This window comes from Streptococcus parasanguinis, from assembly GCF_016648855.1.
In the GTDB taxonomy this organism is placed as follows: domain Bacteria; phylum Bacillota; class Bacilli; order Lactobacillales; family Streptococcaceae; genus Streptococcus; species Streptococcus parasanguinis_L.
Genome location: NZ_JACLQU010000013.1, coordinates 47,960 through 73,081, shown reverse-complemented (window position 1 = coordinate 73,081; position 25,122 = coordinate 47,960). Strand labels below are relative to the sequence as shown.

At 45.0% G+C, this 25,122-nt stretch carries 21 protein-coding genes; 18 read left to right on the top strand and 3 right to left on the bottom strand.

Annotated features, from left to right (window positions below; all coding sequences use genetic code 11):
- Positions 1 to 88: 88 nt before the first annotated feature.
- A complete protein-coding gene (locus H7T92_RS08415) occupies positions 89 to 562 on the bottom strand; it encodes a GNAT family N-acetyltransferase (RefSeq protein ID WP_201037521.1) in 474 nt (157 codons plus the stop codon).
- 235 nt (positions 563 to 797) lie between these two features.
- Here H7T92_RS08415 and H7T92_RS08410 point away from each other — a divergent pair, with 235 nt between their 5' ends.
- The 12 genes from H7T92_RS08410 to H7T92_RS08355 all read left to right on the top strand — a co-directional run bounded on the left by H7T92_RS08410 (position 798) and on the right by H7T92_RS08355 (position 13,837).
- On the top strand, positions 798 to 1,106 hold the full coding sequence (locus H7T92_RS08410; RefSeq protein WP_201037524.1) for a hypothetical protein: 309 nt from the start codon (positions 798 to 800) through the stop codon (positions 1,104 to 1,106).
- 12 nt (positions 1,107 to 1,118) lie between these two features.
- On the top strand, positions 1,119 to 1,328 hold the full coding sequence (locus H7T92_RS08405) for a helix-turn-helix transcriptional regulator (protein ID WP_023918610.1): 210 nt from the start codon (positions 1,119 to 1,121) through the stop codon (positions 1,326 to 1,328).
- Between the two features lie 2 nt (positions 1,329 to 1,330).
- Positions 1,331 to 2,128: a DUF3169 family protein gene (locus tag H7T92_RS08400; protein ID WP_049491060.1), complete on the top strand. Its 798-nt coding sequence runs from the start codon at positions 1,331 to 1,333 to the stop codon at positions 2,126 to 2,128.
- An 11-nt stretch (positions 2,129 to 2,139) separates the two neighbouring features.
- Positions 2,140 to 3,033, top strand: coding sequence for an ABC transporter ATP-binding protein (locus H7T92_RS08395; protein ID WP_201037520.1), 894 nt, complete (start codon positions 2,140 to 2,142; stop codon positions 3,031 to 3,033).
- Positions 3,030 to 4,244 (top strand): ABC transporter permease, encoded by a 1,215-nt coding sequence (locus tag H7T92_RS08390; protein WP_201037519.1) that lies wholly within the window; start codon positions 3,030 to 3,032, stop codon positions 4,242 to 4,244. The genes H7T92_RS08395 and H7T92_RS08390 overlap by 4 nt, the downstream gene beginning before the upstream one ends.
- A gap of 97 nt (positions 4,245 to 4,341) precedes the next feature.
- On the top strand, positions 4,342 to 5,265 hold the full coding sequence (locus H7T92_RS08385; RefSeq protein WP_049491057.1) for an aldo/keto reductase: 924 nt from the start codon (positions 4,342 to 4,344) through the stop codon (positions 5,263 to 5,265).
- A 149-nt stretch (positions 5,266 to 5,414) separates the two neighbouring features.
- Positions 5,415 to 5,990, top strand: coding sequence for a TetR/AcrR family transcriptional regulator (locus H7T92_RS08380; RefSeq protein ID WP_049491056.1), 576 nt, complete (start codon positions 5,415 to 5,417; stop codon positions 5,988 to 5,990).
- A complete protein-coding gene (locus H7T92_RS08375) occupies positions 5,987 to 6,667 on the top strand; it encodes an ABC transporter ATP-binding protein (protein WP_049491055.1) in 681 nt (226 codons plus the stop codon). The genes H7T92_RS08380 and H7T92_RS08375 overlap by 4 nt, the downstream gene beginning before the upstream one ends.
- A 3-nt stretch (positions 6,668 to 6,670) precedes the next feature.
- Entirely contained in the window at positions 6,671 to 7,816 is a 1,146-nt protein-coding gene (locus tag H7T92_RS08370; RefSeq protein WP_049491054.1) for an FtsX-like permease family protein, read from the top strand.
- 258 nt (positions 7,817 to 8,074) lie between these two features.
- Complete coding sequence (locus tag H7T92_RS08365; protein WP_049491440.1) at positions 8,075 to 9,838, top strand: glycerophosphoryl diester phosphodiesterase membrane domain-containing protein; 1,764 nt, start codon at positions 8,075 to 8,077, stop codon at positions 9,836 to 9,838.
- 395 nt (positions 9,839 to 10,233) lie between these two features.
- Entirely contained in the window at positions 10,234 to 11,979 is a 1,746-nt protein-coding gene (locus tag H7T92_RS08360; RefSeq protein ID WP_201037518.1) for an ABC transporter ATP-binding protein, read from the top strand.
- Positions 11,969 to 13,837, top strand: coding sequence for an ABC transporter ATP-binding protein (locus tag H7T92_RS08355; RefSeq protein WP_049491445.1), 1,869 nt, complete (start codon positions 11,969 to 11,971; stop codon positions 13,835 to 13,837). Before H7T92_RS08360 ends, H7T92_RS08355 begins: the two co-directional genes overlap by 11 nt.
- A gap of 39 nt (positions 13,838 to 13,876) precedes the next feature.
- Here H7T92_RS08355 and H7T92_RS08350 read toward each other — a convergent pair whose 3' ends face one another.
- Complete coding sequence (locus H7T92_RS08350; protein WP_014713578.1) at positions 13,877 to 14,359, bottom strand: glutathione peroxidase; 483 nt, start codon at positions 14,357 to 14,359, stop codon at positions 13,877 to 13,879.
- Between the two features lie 159 nt (positions 14,360 to 14,518).
- Between H7T92_RS08350 and rexB the strand changes: the two genes are divergently transcribed.
- From rexB to H7T92_RS08335, 3 genes are read left to right on the top strand one after another with little or no spacing between them, the layout of a single operon-like run.
- The gene (rexB, locus tag H7T92_RS08345) at positions 14,519 to 17,785 is read left to right on the top strand and encodes an ATP-dependent nuclease subunit B (RefSeq protein WP_201037517.1); all 3,267 of its coding nucleotides are present in this window, start codon (positions 14,519 to 14,521) and stop codon (positions 17,783 to 17,785) included.
- The gene (gene addA / locus H7T92_RS08340) at positions 17,782 to 21,447 is read left to right on the top strand and encodes a helicase-exonuclease AddAB subunit AddA (RefSeq protein ID WP_201037523.1); all 3,666 of its coding nucleotides are present in this window, start codon (positions 17,782 to 17,784) and stop codon (positions 21,445 to 21,447) included. The genes rexB and addA overlap by 4 nt, the downstream gene beginning before the upstream one ends.
- Before the next feature lie 3 nt (positions 21,448 to 21,450).
- On the top strand, positions 21,451 to 21,768 hold the full coding sequence (locus tag H7T92_RS08335) for a DUF4298 domain-containing protein (protein WP_201037516.1): 318 nt from the start codon (positions 21,451 to 21,453) through the stop codon (positions 21,766 to 21,768).
- 357 nt (positions 21,769 to 22,125) lie between these two features.
- Here the strand turns inward: H7T92_RS08335 and H7T92_RS08330 are convergent, their stop codons facing one another.
- Positions 22,126 to 22,296 carry a DUF3042 family protein gene (locus H7T92_RS08330; RefSeq protein WP_003002781.1) on the bottom strand — a complete coding sequence of 57 codons (171 nt, stop codon included), beginning with the start codon at positions 22,294 to 22,296 and terminating at the stop codon, positions 22,126 to 22,128.
- A gap of 83 nt (positions 22,297 to 22,379) precedes the next feature.
- On the opposite strand from H7T92_RS08330, the gene miaA reads away from it, so the two are divergent.
- Genes miaA through H7T92_RS08315 form a run of 3 tightly spaced genes read left to right on the top strand, consistent with a single transcriptional unit; the run spans position 22,380 to position 25,120 of the window.
- Positions 22,380 to 23,267 carry a tRNA (adenosine(37)-N6)-dimethylallyltransferase MiaA gene (miaA, locus tag H7T92_RS08325; protein ID WP_201037515.1) on the top strand — a complete coding sequence of 296 codons (888 nt, stop codon included), beginning with the start codon at positions 22,380 to 22,382 and terminating at the stop codon, positions 23,265 to 23,267.
- Positions 23,260 to 24,507, top strand: a complete 1,248-nt coding sequence (gene hflX, locus H7T92_RS08320) for a GTPase HflX (protein WP_031576943.1) — start codon at positions 23,260 to 23,262, stop codon at positions 24,505 to 24,507. Before miaA ends, hflX begins: the two co-directional genes overlap by 8 nt.
- Positions 24,491 to 25,120, top strand: a complete 630-nt coding sequence (locus H7T92_RS08315; RefSeq protein WP_201037514.1) for a cystathionine beta-lyase — start codon at positions 24,491 to 24,493, stop codon at positions 25,118 to 25,120. The genes hflX and H7T92_RS08315 overlap by 17 nt, the downstream gene beginning before the upstream one ends.
- Positions 25,121 to 25,122 lie beyond the last annotated feature (2 nt).

The window sequence follows — 25,122 nt, the reverse complement described above, 5'->3', positions numbered from 1 at the left end:
GCCCTACTCAACTGTGCGGAGGTGGGACGACGAAATCGAATTCTAACGAATTACCGATTTCTGTCCCACTCTCTTTTGAATGTAAGGATTAGTCAATGATGGTTTCCATAACGGTTTCTTGAGGTTTCATGCCCTGTCTTTGATAGAAGCGAAGGGCTCCTTCATTGTCATTCCAGACATTAAGAGTTAGGTTGTAGCAGCCGATTTTCTTGGCATAGCTGACAGCGAATTGATAAAGTTGATCACCGATCTTTTGTCCACGCGCTGCTTGATCGACACACAAGTCTTCGATGAAGAGGGTTTTAATGGGATGAAGCACAGGATTATCAGAGACTTCTTTAATAGTGACAAAGAGATGCCCCAGGACCTGGCCATCCGCATTTTCGTAAACGAAAATCGGTGTCTGTTCTTGCGCCATTAACTGTTTTAACTCTTCTTTACTATATTTTCCGCCACTTCCTTTGAAAATATCGGGACGGACTTGGTGGTGGACGGAAAGAATCTGTTCTAAGAGACCAAGCAAAGCAGGAATATCATTTGGTTGAGCTATACGAATCGTCATGTAGATTCTCCTTAGTAGTATTTTCTTCATTATAAAAATTTTTTCTAAATCTTGTCAATGGAAAAAGGATTCTTAAAAGGTGCGTAAATACGGACCTTTTATTTCGTACCTCAAATGACCTTGTCAATCATATTTTTATTTTTGACAAATATTTTTATTTTTTTGACAAATATGCTTGTCAAAAAGAAAAAGAAGTGTTACAATGTTTTTAGTTGAAAGAAGAGGAGGTATTCTTATGGGAGCTATATGGATTCTATTTATCCCTTTTCTGGTTATCATTTATGCAAGCTCAGAAAAGAAGATAAAAAGGTTGAACAAACGCATTAGACGATTAGAAAAACAAGTGAAAGGAAATCAAGACATGTCTAGACTTTTAGAAGAATTGAAAGGCCAAACAGTCACTGTCACAGTAAATGGTTTTGGAACCAAATATGAAATTATGGATATCGATGAAGATTGGGTCAAACTGACTCGTGTGAATAATAAACAACAAAGCGAGACAAAATTAGTTCGCATCGAAGATATTCAAGATGTTCAGCTATAGGAGGCGAAAGCCATGATTTTAAAAAATCGACTGAAAGAGCTGAGGGCGCGTGATGGGCTCAACCAATCCGAGCTAGCCAAGCTAGCTGGAGTCTCGCGCCAGTCTATCAGTCTCTTGGAGCGGGGTGAATACACCCCTTCGGTTATCATTGCCATCACCATCGCCCAGATTTTCAAGGAACCTGTGGAAAATGTCTTTAGTCTAGTGGAGGAAGAGGAATAACAATGAAAAAGCAACAACAAGAACGAACCCCTCGTTACCGTTTTTGGAGAAATGTAGGTATCATTACAGTTTCCGGCTTGATCGGAGGAGTTATCGGATTTTTGACAGAAATGTTTGGATACGAAAAGCCCCTAGAAATCCAATCCTTCTTTAGTAAAGAAGTACTCCTTTTGGGCTCAGCAGTTTTATTCTTAGTCGCATTTATACTCACGATAACCTTACTGATGTGCGCGAGAAAAGTCCATCAAAAGATGCTCCAAATAGAAGACGATGATGAAGCCTATCACTATGACATTCAAAAGAAAAAACTATATGGCTTAGCGACCATTTTTAAAGGCATCATGATCTTGCCCTACTTTTTATTCGTCATTTTTTATAGTCAATTGGTCGACTTAGATAGACCTGGCGCTGGGGACATGGCTTTTATCTTTGGAGACTTTACCATGCTCTATCTCTTTCTTGTCTTGATTGCCCTATTTTTCCTATCGGATATCTTCTTTCGCAAGACCTTCCATCTGATTTATGGAAAACCGATTCCCCGCAATGCCAATGCCAAGGAAGTGCGTGAATTTATGATGAGTATGATGGATGAAGCAGAAAAGCAGATTAGCTACGAGGAAAACTATGAAATTATCATTAAGTTAAGCAATTATATCTTACCGATTTCCTTAATTGCGATATTCTTAGTTGGCATTGCTTTCCATACAGATATCTTGTTAGCATTAGTAGTGGTATCACTGATTTATCTCTATATCTTGGTCTCACAATACAAAATTACCAAACGTTATTATAAAGAGTAAAGGAGTCATCCATGTTAGAAATTAGACATTTAGAAAAAAGCTTTGGGAATAAGCAGGTCCTCTTTGGAGTGGATCTGACAGCTCAACAAGGGCATATACTTGGCTTAGTTGGGAAAAATGGGGCTGGGAAAACAACTATTTTCCACAGTATCTTGCGCTTTTTGGACTACAGTGGTGAGATTCGTCTAGGTGGCAACCCCATTACACAAGAGACCTACAAGGAAATTGGCTATTTGCCTGAAGAGCGCAGTCTTATGCCAAAACTTACGATTTTTGAGCAGGTCCGCTATTTGGCTGCCTTAAAAGGAATGAGCACCGCCGAGGTCAAGGAAAAATTACCGACCTGGATGGAAAAACTCCAAGTGAAGGGGAAATTGACCGATAAAATCAAGAGCCTCTCAAAAGGGAACCAACAGAAGGTGCAACTGATCATCACCTTGATCCATGAGCCAAAATTGATCATTTTAGATGAACCATTTAGCGGATTGGATCCGGTCAATACAGAAGTGCTCAAGCAGGTCATCTTTGAAGAAAAAGAGCGTGGGGCAACCATTATCTTTTCTGACCACGTCATGACCAATGTCGAAGAGTTGTGTGATGATATCCTAATGATCCGTGATGGTTCGGTTGTCCTTTCAGGGCCTGTCCAAGAGGTCCGGAATAGCTATGGCAAGACTCGCCTCTTTGTCTCAAACGACTTTAGCAAAGAAGAGTTAGAAGCTCTGCCACACGTGACCAAGGTCAGCATGACCAAGCAAGGGACTTGGAAGCTGATCTTGGATGATGCGTCAGCTGGTCCAGAATTATTTGACCGCTTGACCAAGGGCCACTACCTTGCGACCTTTGACCACCAAGCCCCAACTATTGATGAGATCTTTAAACTTGAATCAGGAGTAGAAGTATGAAACAGATGTTTGTTGTAATGAAAGAAACCTATATCAGACAAGTGAAATCATGGAGTTTCCTCTTCATGGTCTTCGGTCCCTTCCTCTTTTTAGGATTGAGCATTGGAATCGGTTATCTGACAGGTTCTTCTACAGATGCCAAAAACCAGGTAGCCTTGGTGACAGAAGTGACAGCTGTCAAAGAAAGCCTCAAAGGAACCGATGGCTTGACCTTAGACTACAAAGATGAAGCAGCAGCTAAAAAAGCCATCAAGGATGAGAAAGCAGCTGCTTACCTAACGGTCGATGAAAAAGAAGGCCAGCTAGAAGCGACTTATGTGGGCGATCAAGCCATGAAAACAGATTTAAAATCGCTTGTCGCTGCTAAATTAAGCCAAGTCCAACAAGGGATCAATATGGCCCGTGCTAATCTAAGCAAAGAGCAACTGACAGCCTTGTTTCAACAGGTTTCTCTCAAAGAAAAAATTGACGAGAAAAAAGAAGGCTTGAAAATGGTGCAAACCATGGTTGCAGGTGGTCTGGGAATGCTGCTTTATATGATTTTGATCTTCTACTCTAGTATCACAGCCCAAGAAGTAGCCAGTGAAAAGGGAACTAAGATCATGGAAGTGGTCTTCTCTAGTATCAAAGCAACCGACTATTTCTTCGCACGCATGCTCGGACTCTTCGGAGTGATTTTTACCCATATTTTTGTCTATGTCGTTGGGCTAGTAGCTGTTTGGATCTTTAGAGCAGATATCCCAGTTGTCAAGGATATTCTTGCTCCAAACTCTCCAATTACCCAACACCTAGCAGAAGCGATCTCGCTTAATACCGTCTTCTTCATTATCCTTGGGATCTTTATGTATGTGGTGCTCTCTGCCTTCTTAGGTTCCACAGTTGCACGACCAGAAGATTCAGGAAAAGCGATTTCGCCACTAATGATGTTAGTTATCTTTAGCTTCCTTGGGGTAACCACCTTGGGAAGTGCCGGTGATGTCTTCTTATTGAAGATCGGTTCCTACATTCCTTTCTTCTCAACCTTCTTCATGCCTTTCCGTACCATCAATGGCTATGCGACTGGTCTTGAATCTTGGGGTTCATTGGGAATTGCGGTTCTCTTTACCATCGTGGGAACAGTTCTCATCGCTCGTATCTATGCGAGCCTGATCCTTCAGACCGATGACCTCGGACCATGGAAGACCATCAAACGTGCTCTTAGCTATCGCTAATCAAACAAGCCCTCAGATATCGCTGGGGGCTTTTTGATTGCAAATTGACTTTTGCATGCCTTTTCACTACAATAGAATTACAGAAAAGGAGGCGGACATGAACTATATTGAGTTTGCTGAAAATGAGCGTCTGTCCACGATTGTCCTTGGGATGATGCGGATCAGTCAGATGAGTGAAGACGAGGTGGAGGCCTTGGTGGAGGCAGCCTTGTCGATTGGGATCAACACTTTTGATCTGGCAGATATTTATGGCGATGGCCAGTGTGAGGTCTTGCTGGGTAGGGTTCTCAAGCGCCGTCCGGATCTTCGGGACCAGATGTGGATCCAGTCCAAGTGTGGGATTCGCAAAGACGGCTTTACTTATTTTGACTTTTCTAAGGACTATATTTTGGACTCTGTCGATGGTATCCTCGAGCGTCTGCAGATCGAGCGCTTAGATAGTCTCCTCCTTCATCGACCGGATGCCCTCATGGAGCCGGAAGAAGTGGCGGAAGCTTTTGATCAGTTGGAGCAAGCGGGCAAGGTTCGTCATTTTGGGGTGTCCAATCAAAATCCCATGATGATGGAATTGCTTAAGACGGCTGTCAAACAACCTCTCAAGGTCAACCAGCTGCAGTTGAGTGCCGCCTTTACACCGAGCTTTGAAGCTGGTTTTCATGTCAACATGGAAGGGCCAAAAGCAGCCGTGCGAGATGGCAGTGTCTTTGAGTATTGTCGTTTAACTGATACGGTGATTCAAGCTTGGTCTGTCCTCCAGCATGGTTATTTCAAGGGGAATTTTGTCGGCAAAGAAGAGTTTGCGGCCCTCAATCACGTCCTTACTGACTTAGCGAAAAAATACCAGGTCACTCCGACAGCGATCGCTCTTGCTTGGGTCCTTCGCTATCCAGGAAAGATGCAGGCCGTCATCGGAACGACCAAGCCCCAGCATGTCCTTGAAGCAGGGAAAGCAGCAACAGTCACCCTAACTCGCAAGGAATGGTACCAAATCTACTTGGCGGCGGGAAATGATTTGCCTTAGAATAATGGTTATCAAACCAGATTCCACTCTTATCGGTGGTCTGGTTTTTTGTTTTGTGGTTTTCAGATTTTTCTTGACAAGTCTTTCTTTTTTATGGTATTCTTTATGCAACAAGTGTTGCGCAACAGATGTTGCGTGAAAGGAGTCTTATGCCACCCAAGGTTAAATTTAGTAAAGAGGCTATGATTGGGACAGCTTTACAATTGGTGAGAGAAGAGGGAATGGCTAGTTTGACGGCTAGAGCATTAGCGGAGAAACTGGGAGCTACACCGAGAGTCATTTTTGGGCAATTTGCCAATATGTCTGAGTTACAAGCAGAGGTTATTGGTGCTGCGGAGATGGTGGTGGTGGAGTATATTCGCAAGGCCTTAGAAGATGAGAAACCTTTTCGATCTGTCGGGGTTGCTTATATCCTTTTCGCCTCAAAAGAGCCCCAACTCTTTCAATTGCTTTTCCAAAATCCTAGCAAAGATCCGATTCGTCGCTTTCAAGATTTTCTTCCCATGAAGGATCATAGTTACCAATTGGTTCTAGATTCGATCGTTGCAGACTATCCTTTGACTGTTGAGGGGGCTGGTCGCTTGTACCAGCATCTATTTATCTACTCGCACGGGATGGCCTCTATGGTCGCTTCTGGTATTTACCAGTTCAGCATGGAAGAAGTGATTGGATTACTGACAGAGGTTTGTCAATCTCTCATCAAAGAAATGGTAGGAAAGAAATGATTCAACTAGAAAATGTGCACAAAAGCTACGGCCAAACTAAGGTTTTAAAGGGGATTGACTTGCAGATTCAAGACCAGGATGATGTGGTTATCCTCGGTCCTTCTGGATCTGGGAAATCAACTCTCTTAAATGTGTTGTCAGGATTAGAAAAGGTAGACGAGGGGCATATCCTCATTCAAGGACAAGATTTATCGCAACTCACGGATGCTCAATTGACAACTTTTAGACGGGAGAAGATTGCCTTTATTTTCCAGCAGTATTATCTATTGCCGAATCTAACGGTCAGACAGAATGTAAGGATGGGAGCTGATCTGGCAAACAATCATGATTTTTTGCAGATCATCGAGGATTTGGGGCTTGGCGATAAGCTGGACAAGTATCCGAGTGAATTGTCTGGTGGAGAACAGCAGAGAGTCTCCATTGCTCGGGCCTTGGCCAAAAAGCCAGAGATTCTTTTCTTAGATGAGCCAACGGGAGCCCTGGATGAAGAAACAGGGCGCAAGATTCTGGACTATATCTGGAAACTGAAGGAAAAGCTAGGCTTTACCCTCATCATGGTGACGCACAACCAAAATATTGCGGATATGGCCAGAACCATCATTCGTGTCAATAGTGGCAAGATTACCGAAGTTGTGACCAATGATCAGCCTCAGACTGCCTATGAGATTGGATGGTAAGCCATGTTTTCAGTAAAAGATATTCGAAAATTAGTTGTCGTCAGTATCATTGGGGCTTGTGCAGTCTTTGTGGCCAATCTCTTCTTGAATTTTTACCTAGATATCGAGCAGTTGGAGATTTCGAAAACCAATCCCATGATTCAGACCTACTATGATGCCCAGGTTTCGCTATCTTGGATGGTGGCTATGGTCAGTGGGGTCGTCTTGTCCTTGACGTCGATCCTTCTCATGTGTTTTTATATCAAACAATTTGTCGATGACCACAAGGAACAATTAGGGATTTTAAAGGCTTTAGGCTATAGCAATGGCCAGTTGGCGAAACGATTTTGGGCTTTTGGACTCAGTTTTGGAGTTGGAGCGCTTCTTGGCTATTTCGTTTCTTTTCTAATGATGGGACATTTTTATGACTTTCGCAATGAGAAGGGGATTCTGCCAGAAATTACCATTCATTTTCATTGGCAGCTCTTGCTTGCTTTGGTGGTGTTGCCAACGACCTTCTTTATGGTTCTTGCGATTGGTTATGCTAGAAGACAACTACAAACGCCGGCCCTTCGCTTATTGAAAAAATCTCCAACACCGATTAAGGTCAAAAGGAGAAAGAGTGCTCCTAAGAAAGAAAAATCCTTCCTAAAAGAGCTGTCTTCGTCGCTGATTTGGGGGAGAAAATCGATCTTGTTTTTTGTGGTCTTTGGCTCCATGTGTTTCGCGGCCATGGTTCAATTGTCTTTTGGCCTAAGGGACTACACAGATGACATCATTCAAACGATGATGATTATGATTGGTTTGATCCTTTCTTTCTCGATCCTCTTTTTGTCATTGGGGATTGTGGTCTCAGAAAGTCGCGAAACCTTGGCTCTTATGAAGGCTTTTGGCTACACCGATCGTGAATGCCAAAGTCATATTCTCGCCCCTTATCGTTTCTGGGCTTATCTAGGATTTGCCCTTGGGACGGCTTATCAATATGGCATCATGGAAATCTTGATTGGTGTGATCAAAGACACGGTACCTGAAAAGATTGAGCACAACTTTGACGGGAACGTTTGCTTTTGGACTTTGCTTGGTTTTGCTGTGGTTTATGAAAGCCTCTTTTATCTATCTAACAGAAAACTCCAAAAACAAACCATCAAAGAAGTGCTCTTAGCTGAATAAATAAAAAAGAGAGTGGGACAGAAATCGGTAATTCGTTAGAATTCGATTTCGTCGTCCCACCTCCGCACAGTTGAGTAGGGCTGTAAAAGCTGATAAAATCAGCGTAGTAGAGCCCACTCAGCCACTGCGTCTTGCTCGACAATCCAAAAATAATTGAGAGGCTAGGACTTTTGTCCCAGCCTTTTTCTTTTGAAAATCATTGACAGGGAGAGGCTTTTCCGCTATTCTAGGGGAATAAAAGAAAGGAAAGGGATTGAGATGAAACGGACTTACTGGCAAGACTTAAAGGGGGCCTTTTACTTAATCTGGCGCAACAAATGGTCCTTTATCGCGATTGGAATTTTGCTACAATTTGTCGTTGGTATAGGAGCTGCGGCCTTGACTTGGCTCTTTCATCTGGCAGTCTTGCTTGCGGGTCAGGCCAATATCGATAAGAATAACCTGGTCTCTGTTATGAGCCATCCCTTGAGCTTACTGGCTCTTTTGGTCTTTATCATAGTATTTGCTTTCTTGTTTATGCTGGAGATGCGGACCCTGATTTCGGTCATTTACCTATCGCGAACCGACCGACACTTGTCCTTTAAAAAGGTCTTGCGGCAATCATTTGGTCGATTGAAGGATTTATCGGGTTGGAACCTGCTTTATTTTCTACTCTATCTCCTTTTGACCTTGCCTGTCGCAGGTGTCTTGATTGGATCGACCTTGACAGATGGGCTTTATATTCCAACCTTTATCACAGGGGAGTTTGAAAAGACTACGATCGGCTCCATCGGACTCTTTGTGGTGCAGCTTACTTTTATCTATCTCAATCTTCGCCTCATCTATACGGTCCCCAACCTCGTGGTAGAGGAGTTGCCACTTGGTCGTGCCTTGAAAAAAAGTTGGTCCATGACCAAAAGAGGAGGTTTTCGTCTCTTATGGAGAATTCTGTCCTTTGAGTTTCTCTTAACCTTTCTAGGGATTTTATTGATCTTGGGTCTGGTCTTTACCTTGACCGTGATCGATAAAGAAGGCCAGTATTTCTGGGTGGAGACCATCTTCTTGGTCTTGATTCGGACCTTCCTATTTATTTTTACAGTCTTGACAAAGGTGGGGTCGCTCGGCATTATCTTGGATTCTGCATGGGAGGTACCGAGCCGGTCGGTCATGCGCTCGAAAGGCAGTCGAAAGATGAAGGGGCTCTTTGCCCTGACAGTGGTCTTTCTCATGGTCCAATCGGGGATCTCAGCCTTTGAACTGGCAACCCTAAAGGTGAATGACCAGATCAAGCTCATCGCCCATCGAGGGGATGTTTCTAAAGGGGTAGAAAATTCCCTGGAAGCTTTAGAAGCAGCTGCCAAGGGAAAGGCAGCTTATGCGGAGATGGACATCCTTCTCACTAAGGACCATCAATTTGTCGTCATGCATGACTACAATCTCAAGCGTCTTGCTGGGGTGGATAAGGATGTGAAAGACATGACCCTAGCTGAGGTGCAAGGCCTCAAGATTCAACAGAATGGCCACACGAGTCATATCCCTTCGTTTGAGGAATATGTCAAACGGGCCAAAGAATTGAAGATGAAGCTCTTGGTCGAGCTCAAGCCTCATGGTGGAGAACCTGCCAACTATGTGGATCTCTTCGTGCAGAAGATGCGGGAATTAGGGGTTGAAAAGGACTATCCAGCCATGTCTTTGGATCTGTCAGTTATTGAAAAGGTCGAGAAGAAAGCCCCTGAGATCAAGACCGGCTATGTCATTCCGATTCAATTCGGTCGCTTTGAAAACGATTCGGTCGACTTCTTTGCCATTGAAGACTTTTCTTATCAGGAGGATTTGGTGACACAAGCCCATGAGATGAAAAAAGAGCTCTATGTCTGGACCATTAATGACAAGCAAAAGTTGACCAAGTATTTGCAACAACCCATTGATGGCTTGATTACGGATGAATTGACAGAGGCACAAAGATTGAAAAAGGATTTGAAAGAAAACAAGTCCTACTTTGATCGCTTCTTGAATCTTGTCGCTAGGTCTAAGGAAGAATAAGACAGGATATGCATAGAGAGAGTGGGACAGAAATCGGTAATTCGTTAGAATTCGATTTCGTCGTCCCACCTCCGCACAGTTGAGTAGGGCTGTAAAAGCTGATAAAATCAGCGTAGTAGAGCCCACTCAGCCACTGCGTCTTGCTCGACAATCCAAAAACAATTGAGAGGCTAGGACTTTTGTCCCAGCCTCTTTTGTACTAGATCAACAGAAAAACGGATGCTGTCTAAAAATCTTGCATTTTTTTGTAATTTAGGTTACAATGAAGACTATAAAAAACGCGTAATCCCTAGGGTCTTTCCCTCAGGGAGTTTTGTGTGTTTTGACCTATTTTTCAGTGGAAAAAAGCTTTGCTTCTACTGCAGAAAAAAGTATGAAAAACTATGGAGGTAATAATGATTCGATCCTTAATTTCCGAGATCAAAGAATTCAAGAAGCCATCGATTTTGGCTTCCTTGTTCATGGTCTTTGAAGTCATGTTTGAGATTTCGATTCCCTTTGTCATGGCGAGTCTTTTGGACCAAGGTGTTCAACAAAGAAACATGAACAATATTTTGTTTTACGGTGGGCTCATGCTGGTCTGTGCCTTTTGCTCCCTCTTTTGTGGGATGCAGTCTGCCCGTTATGGCGCCTATGCATCGGCTGGTTTTGCTAAAAACCTTCGTCGGGCCATTTTCAAAAAGGTTCAAACCTTCTCATTTGAGAATATTGATCAGTTCTCATCAGGTGGGTTAGTCACTCGGATGATGACGGACGTGACCAATGTGCAAAATGCCTATCAAATGGTGATCCGGATCTGTGTACGGGCACCGCTCAATTTGATCTTTGCCATTGTGGCTTGTTTCTTGATCAATCCAGAAATGGCCATGATCTTTGTCTATGTGACCATCTTTTTGGCAGCTGTCTTAAGCATCATCATGAAGATTGTTTATCCACTCTTCACAGAAGTATTTGAAGCTTATGACAATCTCAACAACAGCATTCAAGAAAATATCACCAATATGCGGGTGGTGAAGTCTTACGTTAAGGAAGCAGATGAAACGGTTAAATTCAAGAAGGCTTCGCGTTTGATTTATAACATGTTTATGAAGGCTATCTGTGTCGTTGTCTTGAGTAGCCCAGCTATGATGCTTTCCATGTATGCTTCTTTCCTTTTGATTTCTTGGATCGGGGCTCATCTGATCGTTGGTGGTCAACTCTCTACTGGGAATTTGACTTCTATGTTTAGCTACACCATGACCATTCTCATGTCGCTCATGATGTTTATGATGATCTTTGTCATGTTGTCGATTTCCATGGCTTCTGTTGAGCGGATCAATGAAGTCTTAACGACCAAAACGACGATTGACTCTCCAGAAAACGGGATCAAAAAAGTCGCTGATGGATCCATCAACTTTGAGGATGTGACATTTGCCTATACTGATGAAAATGGCGACAAGACCCATGTCTTACAAGGGATTAATCTTTCCATTCGTTCAGGGGAAGTGATTGGTATTTTGGGAGGAACAGGATCAGGGAAATCAAGCTTGGTTCAGTTGATTCCTCGTCTCTATGATGTCGAGTCTGGTCGTGTGACAGTAGCAGGCCACGATGTCAAAGAATACGATCTTGATTCCCTTCGTAAGCAAGTGGCCATGGTTCTTCAGACCAATGTCCTTTTCTCTGGTACGATTAAAGAAAATATGCGCTGGGGAAATAAGGATGCGACAGATGAAGAGATCATCGCAGCTTGTAAGATTGCCCAAGCCGATGAATTTATTCAAGATTTCAAAGAGGGTTATGACACCATGATTGAGCGTGGGGGATCCAACGTCTCTGGTGGCCAACGCCAGCGTCTCTGTATCGCGCGTGCCCTTCTTATGAATCCGAAGATCTTGATCTTGGATGATTCGACTTCGGCAGTCGATACCAAGACAGATAGTTTGATCCGTCAAGGATTGGCAACCAGCTTGAAAGATACGACCAAAATCATCATTGGTCAACGGATTTCCTCTATTCAAGATGCAGATCGTATTATTGTGATGAATGATGGCCAAATCGATGCGATCGGTCGTCACGAGGAATTGCTTGCGACCAATGCCATCTACCAAGAAGTATATGAAATGCAAACACAAGGGAAAGGAGAAGCAGATGAAAACTAAGAAAAAAGCAAATCTAGGCTCTATCCTTCGCCTGCTCGACTTCCTTTGGAAAAACTACAAGGTATCCTTGATTGTTTCCTTTATCTTAATCATTCTATCGTCACTTGCGACGGTCAATGTGACAGCTTCGATTCAGTCCTTGGTCGATGTCTATGTGGAGCCCATGCTGACAAGCAATAGCCATGATTTTGGACCGCTCTTGTCCTTCTTAACACGAGTTGGTTTGATCTGTTTGATCGGGGTACTTGCTAATTATGGCTTTACCTTGATTATGGCGACTGTTTCACAAGACTCACTTAGAAGTCTTCGAAATCAGTTGTTTGCTCGCATGCAAAAACTGCCGGTACGTTACTTTGATACCCACCAACACGGGGACATCATGTCTATCTATACCAATGATATTGATGCCCTTCGCCAAGCGATTGAACAATCCATTCCTCAACTTCTATCCTCAGCGATTACCATCCTTGGGGTAACGATTACCATGCTGACGGTTAGTCCGCTCTTGTTCTTGATTGTTCTTATCATGGTCATCGTCATGGTCTTTATCATCAAGGATGTCTCTGGCAAGTCAGGTCGTTACTTCGGGGCACAACAAAAGAACTTGGGGATTGAGAACGGCTTTATTGAAGAAATGATGTCTGGTCAAAAAGTGGTCAAGGCCTTTGTGCATGAAAGAGAAAGCATTGAAGATTTTGATCGGATCAATGACCAACTCTTTGAGTCTTCTTACCAAGCCAACCGCTATGCCAATGTTCTCATGCCAATTCTTGGGAACTTGGGAAATGTTTCCTTTGTTCTGACAGCCTTGATCGGGGGACTCTTTGCGCTAAACGGCGTCGGTGGTTTAACCATTGGTGGTCTCATGGCCTTTCTGCAATTGAACCGTTCCTTCACAGGTCCGATTGCCCAGGTCTCTCAACAATTAAACTTTGTCCTCATGGCCTTGGCTGGTGGAGATCGTGTCTTTGATCTTTTGGACGAAGAAGAAGAAGTCGACCAAGGAAAAGTGACGCTGGTCAATTATGAACTGGTCGATGGAGAAATGGTCGAAACCGATCAGAAAACCAACAAATGGGCTTGGAAACACCCACGTCCAAATGGAGATTACCAGCTTGTCAAGATGGTTGGAAATGTGGTCTTTGATGATGTTGATTTCTCTTATGATGGGAAGAAACAAATCCTTCATGGCATCAACTTGTACGCGGATAAGGGGCAAAAAGTGGCCTTTGTCGGAGCGACTGGTGCAGGAAAGACAACCATTACTAACTTGATCAACCGCTTCTATGACATCCAGTCAGGAATGATTACCTATGATGGAATCGATATTAAATTGATCGAGAAAGATTCTCTTCGTCGTTCTCTTGGAATCGTTCTTCAAGATACCCACTTATTCACTGGTACGATTGCGGAAAACATCGCTTATGGCCGTGCTGATGCAACACGGGAAGAAATCCTTGAAGCAGCTCGGATTGCCAATGTGGATTCCTTTGTCAAGCACTTGGATCAGGGTTATGAGACAGTCTTGACAGATGATGGGGCTGGCCTATCAAATGGTCAACGACAATTGATCGCCATTGCCCGTGCAGCCCTTGCCAATGCGCCTGTCTTGATTCTGGACGAAGCGACATCTTCGATTGACTCACGGACAGAGAAGATGGTGCAAGAAGGGATGGACCGCTTGATGGAAGGTCGGACAGTCTTTGTTATCGCCCACCGTCTATCGACGATTGTCAATTCCGATGTCATCATGGTGATGGACCACGGACGCATCATCGAGCGAGGCAACCATGCTTCCTTGATGGCAGAACGTGGCACCTATTACCGCCTCTACACCGGTGGACTTGAAATTGATTAATAATAAAAAAGCTTGAGAATTGGCTCAGGCTTTTTTGGCTTATTTCTCAAGTAATTCTTGGATCAAGTCTTCCATGGCAGCTGGCTCTGTTTTGGAGGAGAAGCGTTGGGCGACTTGGCCTTGTCGGTCGATGACAAATTTTGCGAAGTTCCATTCGATGCGTTTGCCCAGTGGCCCAGCTGCTTGGCTTTTGAGCCAGTCATAGAGAGGAAGGGCTTCTTTACCATTGACCTTGGCTTTAGCGAATCGTGGGAAGGTGGTCTGGTAGTTGAGGCTGCAGAAGCTATTGATTTCTTCTGCCGTTCCTGGTGCCTGCCCCATGAATTGGTTACAGGGGATGTCTAGGATTTCCAGCCCCTTTTCCTGGTAGCGCAGGTAGAGATCTTGCAGTCCTTGGTATTGCGGGGTCAAGCCACAGCCTGTTGCTGTATTGACCACAATGAGAACCTTACCTTGGTAGTGAGAAAGGGGAATCTCCTCCCCATTCTGGTTTTCTAAAGAAAAATCATAAATGCTGGTCATAGGTGGTATCCTTTCTGTCTCTTCAACTTTTATTGTAGCATAAATCTCCTAATATTGGGCCTAGAGGAGCATGACTTCTTGCTTTAGTCCCTCCTGTGAAAATGATATAATAAGAAGATAACAAGCTCTCAAGAAAATGCCAAAAGGAGAACGGATCGGATGAAATTACTCTATACGGATGTTCGGACCCCCTTGACCCAGGTCCTGACACAAGAAGCCGTAGGGTTAGTAGAACAGGGCAAGCGTGTGTTTTACATTGCGCCCAACTCTCTTTCCTTTGAAAAAGAAGCCAAGGTCTTGTCCTATTTAGAAGGTCAGGCTTCTTTTGCCATTACCGTCACGCGCTTTGCGCAAATGGCCCGTTATTTCATCCTGAATCAGGTTTTTGAGGAGCAACCCTTGGATGACATCGGTCTAGGTATGCTATTTTTTAAAGCTCTGTCCCAGATGAAGGAGCAGGATCTCAAAGCTTACGGGGCCCTGCGCAAGGATCCTCAGTTTATCCAGCAACTGGTCCAGCTCTATCATGAATTGCAGACGGCACAGATGGATTTTACCGATTTGGAGTTGCTCGAGGAAGCTGAAAAAAGAGAAGACCTCTTGGCGATTTTTGAAGCGGTCTCTGAGATGTTGGTCAAGCACCGGTATGAATCCCAGTCCAAGATGGCCTTTTTCCTCAATCAGGTTGAAGAAGGGCAGCTGGAAGAGCAATTACAGGATGTGGCGATCGTCGTCGATGGATTCACGCGTTTTTCTGCGGAAGAAGAGGCTTTGATTAGTCTCCTTCACCGAAAAGGAGTGGAGATTGTCATCGGAGTCTATGCCAGTGAAAAAGCCTATCGGGCAAGTTTTAGAGAGGGCAATCTTTACCAAGCCAGTGTTGACTTTCTCCTCCAGCTTGCAAAGACATTTGAGGTACAGCCCCAGTATTGTGGGCAAGCGATCGAAGACTCCTTTAGTCGCATTACCCGCATGTTAGAAGCGCGCTACGATTTTTCACAAGTGGAAGATGAGCTGGAGGACCAAGATCGAACAGCTGTCCAACTCTGGCAAACCAATACGCAAAAAGAAGAGTTGGAATTTGTTGCCAAATCCATCCGTCAGCGTCTTCATGATGGGGCCCGCTATCGGGATATTCGGGTCTTGTTAGGCGATGTAGAAGCTTATCAACTGCAGCTCAAGACCATTTTTGACCAGTATCAGATCCCCTTTTACTTGGGACGAAGTGAGGCCATGGTCCACCATCCCTTGATTCAGGTCATTGAATCGCTAGGGCGGATCAAGCAGTTCAATTACCAGACGGAAGACGTCATCAATCTGTTAAAAACGGGTCTGTATAGTGATCTGACGCAAGAAGAAGTTGATGCTTTTGAGCAATACCTTCGCTTTGCGGAAGTAAAGGGTGCTACAAAATTTCACAAGCCTTTTACCAGCAATCGTCAAGGTAAGTTTAATTTGGAAGAGCTCAATACTCTCCGGCAACGCGTCGTCGAACCTCTAGTCCCTTTCTTTTCACAGCGCAAACAAAAGGTGACCCGTCTCTTAACGGCCTTTACAGAGTTTCTGCAAGAGGCCCAACTTTCTCAGAATCTCCAAGCTTTGATCAAGGATCTAGCCTTGGAGGAGCAGGAGCGCTATGATCAGGTCTGGAAGGCTTTTCTCCATGTCTTAGAGGAGTTGAACCTGGTCTTTGAGGACCAAGAGCTGACAGTGGATGACTTTTTGGCCCTCCTCTTATCGGGGATGCAATTGTCTCAATACCGGACAATTCCTGCTACGGTCGATGTGGTGACGGTTCAGTCCTATGACTTGATTGAACCCTTGACAGCGCCTTATGTCTACGCGATCGGGCTGACCCAGGAGCGTTTTCCAAAGATTGCTCAGAACACCTCTCTACTCAGTGAAGAAGAGCGCCAGCAGCTCAATGAGGCCACCCAAGAAGGAGCAGAGCTCCAGGTGGTGACCAGCGAAAATCTCAAGAAAAATCGCTTTGTGGCAGTTTCGCTCCTCAATGCGGCAACCAGCCAACTGGTCTTATCGGCTCCTAGCTTAGTCAATGAAATGGAAGATAGTGTCTCTCCTTACCTTGTAGAATTGGCCAAGGAACCTATTGCCATCGAGTGGACAACCAAACAAGCCCAAGCTTCGAGTGATGACATTGGGACCTACCGTGCCCTCTTAGCGCGCGTGATCGAACTCCATCAAGAGGAGATCGCTAGTGAGTTGTCTCCTGAAGAAGCCAGCTTTTGGGGTGTGGCGGTACGGGTCTTGCGTAAGAAATTAGCCGCTAAAGGCATCCAGATTCCTCAGATTTCAACGGAATTAAAGAGCCGTCAGCTTCAGTCGGATACGCTTCAAGCGCTCTATCCAGAGGGCAAAGCCTTGACCTTATCCGCTTCTGCCTTGAATGAATACTACAAGCACCAGTATGCCTTTTATCTGCGCTATGTCTTGGGCTTACAAGAGGATGAAACCATCCGGCCAGACGCCCGCAGTCATGGGAATTTCTTGCACCGGATCTTTGAACTAGTCTTAAAAGATGGCTCCGATCAAGCGTTTGATCGGCGTTTAAACGAGGCGATTCGAGAAACCAGCCAAGAAGCAGAGTTTCAGCAATTGTATGGAGAAAATGGAGAGACCGAGTTTATTCGCAACTTGCTTCTTGATACCGCGAAAACAACGGGGCGTGTCCTCGCCCAGCAAAATGGTATCGAGACCATCGGTGAGGAGACCCTCTTTGGTGGAAGTACCCACACCTCTTATCCATTGTCCGATGGCCGTCTCCTGCAGCTACGAGGCAAGGTGGACCGTATTGATCAATTGAGGGATCGGGGAGCCCTCGGAGTCGTGGACTATAAGTCCAGTCTGACGCAGTTCCACTATGACAAGTTCTTTAATGGACTGAATTCTCAATTGCCGACCTATCTCTCTGCGATTCAGGATTTGAAGGAATACCAAGAGGAGCAGGGGATTTTCGGGGCCATGTATTTGGAAATGGGAGACCCCCTAGTGGATCTGAAAAAGACCAAGACAGTAGAGGATGCCATCAACCAAACCATGAAAAGTCAACAGTACAAGGGGCTCTTTATGGCAGATCAGGCCCCTTATCTGGGCGAAGCCTATGATAAGAATAAGGCTATGATGCTGAGTAAGGAAGAACTGGACTTGCTTCTCTTGTACAACGCTTATCTCTATAAAACAGCAGCAGAAGGGATCCTCAAGGGGCAATTTGCCATCAATCCCTATAGTGAAAATGGGCGCAATATCGCACCATTTGTGGAGCAGTTTAAATCCATCACGGGATTTGAAGCCGATCGTCACCTAGGTCAGGCACGGTTCTTGACCAAACTAGACCAAAAAGGAATACGCGGTGAAAAGGTGAAAGCCGCTTGGATCGAGAAGATGAAGGAGGTCTTGAACAAATGATCAAACAAGCATTTTTGACAAGAGAAGAAATCAAGGCCCTTCAGGCCCAAGAGGCAGCTTCTACCAAAGAGCAAAAGCGGACGCCAGAACAGATCGACGCCATCTATAGTTCGGGGACCAATATCCTGGTGTCAGCCTCTGCTGGATCAGGAAAGACCTTTGTCATGGTGCAGCGGATACTGGATCAGATCCAGCGAGGCATTTCGATTAAGGAGCTCTTTATCTCGACCTTTACGGTCAAGGCAGCAGGAGAGCTCAAGGAGCGTTTGGAAAGTGAACTTGGAAAAGCCTTGCAAGCAAGTGATGACTCAGAGCTCAAGCAACACTTGGCCCGTCAAATCGCAGATGTCGCCACCAGCGATATTGGAACCATGGACTCCTTTACCCAAAAGGTCCTAACGCGCTATGGCTATTTGCTTGGGTTGGCGCCTCAGTTTCGCATTTTACAAAACGCCAGTGAGCAACGCCTCTTACAAAATGAAGTTTTTCAAGCTGTTTTTGATCGCTATTACCAGGGAGAAAACCAAGAAGCCTTTGTGCAGATGGTCAAGAATTTCACCGGCCAGCGCAAAAATTTGACCTTGTTTAAAGAACAGGTCTACCAGATCTATGACTTTCTTCAGTCGACCAGTGATCCGGAGAAATGGCTGGAAGAGCATTTTCTAAAAGGCTATGAGGAGACCGATTTTGAACAGGTTGAAGGCGATCTAATGGAGAGCATCCAGCAGGCCCTTTATGAGGCAGAAAGCTTTTTTGCCTTTCATTTGTCCAATGAAGGCCAAGCATTTGGTAAGGCTAAATATTTGGAAGCTGTAGAAGAGGTGCTCGATCAGATTGGAAGCCTGACAGGTCGCACCAATAAAGAGCAATTGACCTCTGTCCTAAAGGCGGTCGTGGCGATTAGTCGGGCTTCAAATGGGGGAGCCTTGACCAACAGAGCCCGAAAAGAAGAGTTGAAAGAGTTAGTCACGGCTTATAACCAGGATAAAACCATACATATCAACCGCCTCAGAGACTTGGAAAATCAGCTCTATCAGCTGGAATTTCAACAAGCCTACCACCAAGAAGAAGGCCCCATGCTCTACTTGCTAAGGGACTTTATCAGAGACTTTGCTCGCGCTTATCTGGAGCGAAAAATCCAAGAAAAAGCTTATGAATTTGGGGATATCAGTCATTTTGCCATTCAAATTTTAGAGCAATTCCCAGAGGTGAGACAAGCCTTTCAAGAGCGTTATCATGAGGTCATGGTCGATGAGTACCAGGATACCAACCACACCCAAGAACGGATGTTGGACTTGCTGTCAAATGGCCACAATCGCTTCATGGTGGGAGATATCAAGCAATCCATTTATCGCTTCCGTCAGGCAGATCCACAGATTTTCAATGATAAATTTAAAGCCTACCAAGAAGAAGGGGCGAAAGGGCGGTTGATCCTCCTCAAGGAAAATTTCCGGAGTCATGTGGAGGTATTGGACGCGACCAATGATGTCTTTCGCCATTTGATGGACGAAGAGGTAGGAGAGATTGACTACAATCAAACCCACTATCTGGTCGCAGGAAGCGACAAGCAACGGATGGCCTTGCCACAACATCGGGCAGAATTTTTGCTCTATGATGGCTCCCAAGATCAGGAAGAAAAGACCGAAGACGAGGAAGCTCCCCTTGGAGTCGAGACGATTTCCAAGGGAGAAATTCTCCTAGTCATCAAAGAAATTTTACGTCTCCATCGGGTGGAAAAAGTGCCCTTTAAAGAGATCACGCTCTTGACTGCGTCTCGAACGCGAAATGATGCGATACTGGAAGCCTTTGACCTGTACCATATTCCGATTGTGGCAGATAGCGGACAGGCGCATTATCTTGAGTCACTGGAAGTGATGGTCATGCTGGATACCTTGCGGACCATTAACAATCCCTTGCATGATTATGCCTTGGTTGCTCTCATGAAATCCCCCATGTTTGACTTTGATGAAGATGAGCTGGCACGGATTTCCTTACAGACGCTTCCAGAGCAAAAGCAAATGCCCTTCTACCACAAGGTCCAGTTAGCCCTTGAAAAGACCGCAGAGCATGCAAATCTGATCGATGCCAAGCTCTTTGCTAAAATTGAGAACTTCCTCAAGGTTTTATCCGCTTGGCGGGCTGCTGCCAAGACCCATTCGCTCTATGATTTGCTGTGGAAAATCTATGAGGATCGCTATTACTATGACTATGTAGGCGCCCTTCCAAATGGGGCCCAGCGCCAGGCCAATCTCTATGCCTTGACGCTTCGGGCCAATGATTATGAGAAGGCCAGCATTAAGGGTTTGTCGCGCTTTATTGCCATGATCGACAAGGTGATCGAAAATGAACACGATTTGGCCAGCGTCCCTCTTGCGACTCCAAAAGATGCCGTCCAGCTCATGACCGTCCATAAGAGTAAGGGGCTGGAATTCAAGTATGTCTTTATTCTCAATATGGACAAGGCCTTTAACCGTAAGGATCAATCGGGGCCAATTATTCTCAGTCGTCAAAAAGGGATTGGCTTTAAATATGTTGCGAACCTGCCGGTTGAGACAGAGAATCCAGCTGCTCCAAAATCCATTCGCCTGCAGATCGAAACGCCTTGCTACCAACGGAACGTGGAAGAAACAAAATTGGCCACGATTTCTGAGCAGATGCGTCTTCTTTATGTCGCCATGACACGGGCTGAGCTCAAGCTCTATCTGGTCGGAAAAGGCCGCGAGGACAAACTGCGTGATACCGATTGGGGGACTAGTCGCAATGGCAAGTTGGATCCGGAAAAACGAAAAGCATGGACCTCTTATCAGGACTGGCTCTTTGCTATTCAAGATGTGTTTACTAAGAATACCCTGGCTTATGACACGCGTTTTGTGACAGATGAAGACTTGACACCAGACCACCTGGAACCTTTAGAAAAGGAAAAGGATGCCCGGCTGGATCAGCTCAAGGATGTCCGTCAGTCAGAGGATATTCGTCGGGCCTTGGATATCTTGGAAAATGTTGATCGGCTCAATCAGCTCTATGCTCCGGCCATTCATTTACCAAGTGTCCGTACTCCTAGTCAGATCAAGAAATTCTACGAGCCGGTCATGGATGCCAATGGCGTCCAAATTATGGATGCAAAGACTGTGACGCCTGACTTTGAGCTCCCAACTTTTGGTCAAGAAAAAGCCGTGACAGGGGCCCAGGTCGGTAGTGCTGTCCATGAACTCATGCAGCGCGTGCCTCTTGAGGAAGAAATCACGCTGGATAAGCTGCGTCAAGCCTTGGAGCAAGTTCAAGCAGAGCCAGCGGTCAAAGCCCGCATCAAGCTAGAGGCCATCCTTGCTTTCTATGAGACACCTTTGGGGACCTTGCTTCAAAAAGAAGCCTCTCGAGTCCGCCGCGAAGCTCCTTTTGCCATGCTGAAGAAAGATCCAGCTAGTGGTGAGGACTTTGTCGTGCGGGGGATCTTGGATGGTTATTTGGTGCTAGAAGACCGGATCTTGCTCTTTGATTATAAGACGGATCACTACAAGGTTCCTAGCCAATTGGTCGAACGCTACCGGGATCAGCTCGATCTCTATGCAGAAGCTCTTCGTCGTTCTTATGGCAAAGAGCAAGTAGAAAAATACCTCGTGCTTCTAGGTGGCCCCCATCTAGAAGTGGTAAAAGTGGAGTAAATCATGGCAATTGCACAGAAAAACATCGAACGGATCCAAAGAATGGAAGGTTATTTGAATGACTATGCCAAAACTTTGGAAGAAACCAAAAAAGCAGTGGATCAGCTAAGAGAGCATCAAGAAAGCTATATCCAACTGCGCGATTATTATAGTAGTCAGGTCTATTTTGATGATTTGGATTTTTCCAATCAAGCTGACTTTCCGGCAGATCTTCCTTGTGGTGTCCTGTCCGAAGATGCCGTCTATGATTTGTTAGACGAGCACTTTCAGATGGGAGTGGAGCTCTTGGAGATCGCAACGAAGATGATCAAAGAACGGTGAAATTTCAATCTAAAAGCTCAGGTTTCCCGAGGCTTTTAGATTGAAGACAAACGTCATCATAGAAACTTTCCTTAGGTGAGTACGGACGTCAGCGAACTTCGAAGAAGTTCCATGACTTAGTTTTGAACCTAAAGTTTCAAAACTACCGAGTGCTAGAAACCATAGTGTTTCTAGCACTTTTCTCACGGCGGAAAGTTTCAGTATATGTTTGAATAAGCATAATATATATCATTCTAATTCTTTTAGCATTACTTGTGTTAGCATATCGTGACAAACCCTACCAGTAAAAGAAAATTTTCCAAAATGGACTTTTTCTTCAGCAAAAAAAGCTCCGGTTTCCCGGAGCTTTTTGAATGATTAGTGTGAGACACGGCGACGTGCTGCTTTTTTGCGGTTTTCTTCGATGAAAGCTGCTTTTTGTTCTTCTGGTTCGATTACTTTCTTCTTGAATGTGTAAACTGCACCTGCGACAGCAGCAACTGTACCAGCAACACCAGTAACAAAACCTTTACCAAATCCTTTAGCCATGAGAATTTCTCCTTTTCTGAACTTTAAATATTTATGTTATAATATATGGTAACGAAAAAACGTGAATTTTGCAAGGAAAAACGATGAAAACCAAGATAATTGTGATTGTGGGACCAACTGCTGTTGGGAAAACAGCTCTTGCGATCGATTTGGCGCAAGCCCTCAATGGTGAAATTATCAGTGGCGATAGCCAGCAAGTCTATCGCAAGCTGGATATTGGAACAGCCAAGGCGACACCAGAAGAGCAAGCTGCAGCTCCTCATCATTTGATCGATGTGCGGGAGGTGACCGAGTCTTACTCGGCTTTTGATTTTGTAAGAGAAGCTAAGACTGCGATTGAGGATATCACAGCTCGAGGCAAGCTTCCTATCATTGCTGGTGGAACGGGCCTTTACATCCAAAGTCTGCTCGAAGGTTATCATCTAGGTGGTGAAGTTCCTCATGAAGAGATTCTGGCCTATCGCGCTCAATTGGACTTGCTGTCGGACGAAGACTTGTACCAAAGGGTAGCGGAGCAAGGACTTGTGATTCCTCAGCTCAATCGCCGTCGGGCCATGCGGGCTCTTGAAATTGCGCATTTTAGGCAGGACCTCGCAAACGAAGAGACGGACTATGAACCTTATCTCATCTGTCTAGATGATGAACGGTCCTTGATCTATGATCGCATCAATCGCAGGGTTGATCGCATGCTAGAGGAGGGCTTGCTGGATGAAGCTCGGTGGCTCTATGATGACCATCCGGAAGTTCAGGCAGCTAAAGGCATTGGTTACAAGGAACTCTTTCCTTACTTTAAGGGAGAGCAGAGCCTTGCGGAAGCCAGTGAGATCCTCAAGCGCAATACGCGTCGTTTTGCCAAACGGCAGCTGACCTGGTTTCGAAATCGGATGGAAGTAAAATTTTACGCCATTTATGCCCCCCACTTCAAGGAGCAGGTTCTTGCAGATGTAAAGGAGTTTTTACAGCATGATTGAAACAGAAAAAAAACAAGAACGCATCCTTTTGGTCGGTGTGGAACTTCAAGGCATGGACAATTTTGACATGTCTATGGAGGAGTTGGCGAGCCTGGCTAAAACAGCTGGTGGAGATGTCCGGGGTTCCTATACACAAAAGCGGGAGAAATATGACACCAAGACCTTTGTCGGCTCAGGAAAACTAGAAGAAATCGCTCAAATGGTCGAAGCAGATGAGATTACGACCGTGGTGGTCAATAATCGCCTGACCCCCCGTCAAAATGTCAACTTAGAAGAAATCCTTGGGGTTAAGGTCATTGACCGGATGCAGCTGATTTTAGATATCTTTGCTATGCGGGCTAGGAGTCATGAAGGCAAGTTGCAGGTACACTTGGCCCAGCTCAAATACCTCTTGCCACGCCTTGTCGGTCAAGGAATCATGCTCAGCCGTCAAGCTGGGGGAATTGGTTCTCGTGGTCCAGGGGAAAGTCAGTTGGAGTTGAACCGCCGGAGCGTTCGCAATCAAATCACCGATATCGAGCGCCAGCTCAAGGCAGTTGAAAAAAACCGGGAAACCCTTCGTGAAAAACGCTTGGAATCACCTGTCTTCAAGATTGGTTTGATCGGCTATACCAATGCAGGAAAGTCGACCATTATGAATCAGCTGACCAGTAAGAGTCAGTATGAAGCCGATGAACTCTTTGCGACATTAGACGCCACAACCAAGAGCATCCATCTAACAGGCAATCTGCAAGTGACACTGACCGATACGGTTGGCTTTATCCAAGATCTACCAACAGAGTTGGTATCGAGCTTTAAGTCGACCTTGGAAGAAAGTAAGAATGTAGACCTTCTGGTCCATGTCATCGATGCATCTGATCCTAATCACGAGGAGCATGAAAAGACCGTGCTTTCGATCATGAAGGACCTGGATATGTTGGAGATCCCTCGCTTGACGCTTTACAACAAAGCAGATAAAGTGGCAGACTTTACACCAACCCAGACACCTTTTAGCTTGATTTCAGCACGCTCTGAGACAGCCCGTGAAGATCTCCAGGCTTTGCTTCTAGAAAAACTGAGAGAACTCTTTGTTCCCTTTACCATTCGCGTTCCTTTTTCAAAATCTTATCGGACACATGATCTAGAAACAGTAGCGATCATTGACCAGCGCGAATTTGAAGAGGATGTCGAGGTCATTCAAGGCTATATCGCAGAGAAAAATAAGTGGAAGTTGGAAGAATTTTATGACGGATTACGTTGATTTAGCAATAAAATATGGAGGCTATACCAGCCTCGATCGGGTCTACCTGACCAATCTTTTAAGCACAATCCCTGAGGAATTGCGTCTCCGTGTGATTACGCCTCCCCCAAGTGTGATCAACGCCTATTTCGCAGAGCTCTATCAAAAGAAGAGCCCCGAGGAGGCCATGGATTATTTCTTGGACTTGAGTCGGGTATTTGACTTATTCACAGTTCAGCAAAGCTTTGATGAATGGAAGCCCTTTATCCGCCTCAATTTATCAGGTAAGTCTTATGGCTTGGCCTACGCAAATGAAGAGCTAGCCTGTGTCTTTGCTGAACATCCAACAGAGGATATCACCCCTGCCATTTTATTCGAAATTGCAGAGATCTTTCCACATTGTTTGGTCTTTGAAAAAGATGGCAAGATCTGCTTGCAAGAGGCTGAACCAGAAGGGGTCACTAAAACAGAAGCCCTCTCAGCCCTAACTGACTTGATGACCTTGGAAGATGGACGCTTAAAACTGTCAGGATATAACCAAGAAGAGCTCCTCGAGTTAGCGCAAGCCTACCCAGGCAACCTTTCTTTCCGTTCAGAGAACCGGACGGCCATGATTTATATAGATAGAAAGTAGAC

Bases quoted from the DNA above. Each gene is read 5' to 3' on its own strand.
- H7T92_RS08385 (WP_049491057.1), top strand. From the start codon at position 4,342: ATGAACTATATTGAGTTTGCTGAAAATGAGCGTCTGTCCACGATTGTC.
- H7T92_RS08355 (WP_049491445.1), top strand. From the start codon at position 11,969: ATGAAAACTAAGAAAAAAGCAAATCTAGGCTCTATCCTTCGCCTGCTC.
- H7T92_RS08315 (WP_201037514.1), top strand. From the start codon at position 24,491: ATGACGGATTACGTTGATTTAGCAATAAAATATGGAGGCTATACCAGC.
- hflX (WP_031576943.1), top strand. From the start codon at position 23,260: ATGATTGAAACAGAAAAAAAACAAGAACGCATCCTTTTGGTCGGTGTG.
- addA (WP_201037523.1), top strand. From the start codon at position 17,782: ATGATCAAACAAGCATTTTTGACAAGAGAAGAAATCAAGGCCCTTCAG.
- H7T92_RS08410 (WP_201037524.1), top strand. From the start codon at position 798: ATGGGAGCTATATGGATTCTATTTATCCCTTTTCTGGTTATCATTTAT.
- H7T92_RS08390 (WP_201037519.1), top strand. From the start codon at position 3,030: ATGAAACAGATGTTTGTTGTAATGAAAGAAACCTATATCAGACAAGTG.
- H7T92_RS08380 (WP_049491056.1), top strand. From the start codon at position 5,415: ATGCCACCCAAGGTTAAATTTAGTAAAGAGGCTATGATTGGGACAGCT.
- H7T92_RS08350 (WP_014713578.1), bottom strand. From the start codon at position 14,359: ATGACCAGCATTTATGATTTTTCTTTAGAAAACCAGAATGGGGAGGAG.
- miaA (WP_201037515.1), top strand. From the start codon at position 22,380: ATGAAAACCAAGATAATTGTGATTGTGGGACCAACTGCTGTTGGGAAA.
- rexB (WP_201037517.1), top strand. From the start codon at position 14,519: ATGAAATTACTCTATACGGATGTTCGGACCCCCTTGACCCAGGTCCTG.
- H7T92_RS08365 (WP_049491440.1), top strand. From the start codon at position 8,075: ATGAAACGGACTTACTGGCAAGACTTAAAGGGGGCCTTTTACTTAATC.
- H7T92_RS08335 (WP_201037516.1), top strand. From the start codon at position 21,451: ATGGCAATTGCACAGAAAAACATCGAACGGATCCAAAGAATGGAAGGT.
- H7T92_RS08400 (WP_049491060.1), top strand. From the start codon at position 1,331: ATGAAAAAGCAACAACAAGAACGAACCCCTCGTTACCGTTTTTGGAGA.
- H7T92_RS08330 (WP_003002781.1), bottom strand. From the start codon at position 22,296: ATGGCTAAAGGATTTGGTAAAGGTTTTGTTACTGGTGTTGCTGGTACA.
- H7T92_RS08375 (WP_049491055.1), top strand. From the start codon at position 5,987: ATGATTCAACTAGAAAATGTGCACAAAAGCTACGGCCAAACTAAGGTT.
- H7T92_RS08415 (WP_201037521.1), bottom strand. From the start codon at position 562: ATGACGATTCGTATAGCTCAACCAAATGATATTCCTGCTTTGCTTGGT.
- H7T92_RS08360 (WP_201037518.1), top strand. From the start codon at position 10,234: ATGATTCGATCCTTAATTTCCGAGATCAAAGAATTCAAGAAGCCATCG.
- H7T92_RS08395 (WP_201037520.1), top strand. From the start codon at position 2,140: ATGTTAGAAATTAGACATTTAGAAAAAAGCTTTGGGAATAAGCAGGTC.
- H7T92_RS08370 (WP_049491054.1), top strand. From the start codon at position 6,671: ATGTTTTCAGTAAAAGATATTCGAAAATTAGTTGTCGTCAGTATCATT.
- H7T92_RS08405 (WP_023918610.1), top strand. From the start codon at position 1,119: ATGATTTTAAAAAATCGACTGAAAGAGCTGAGGGCGCGTGATGGGCTC.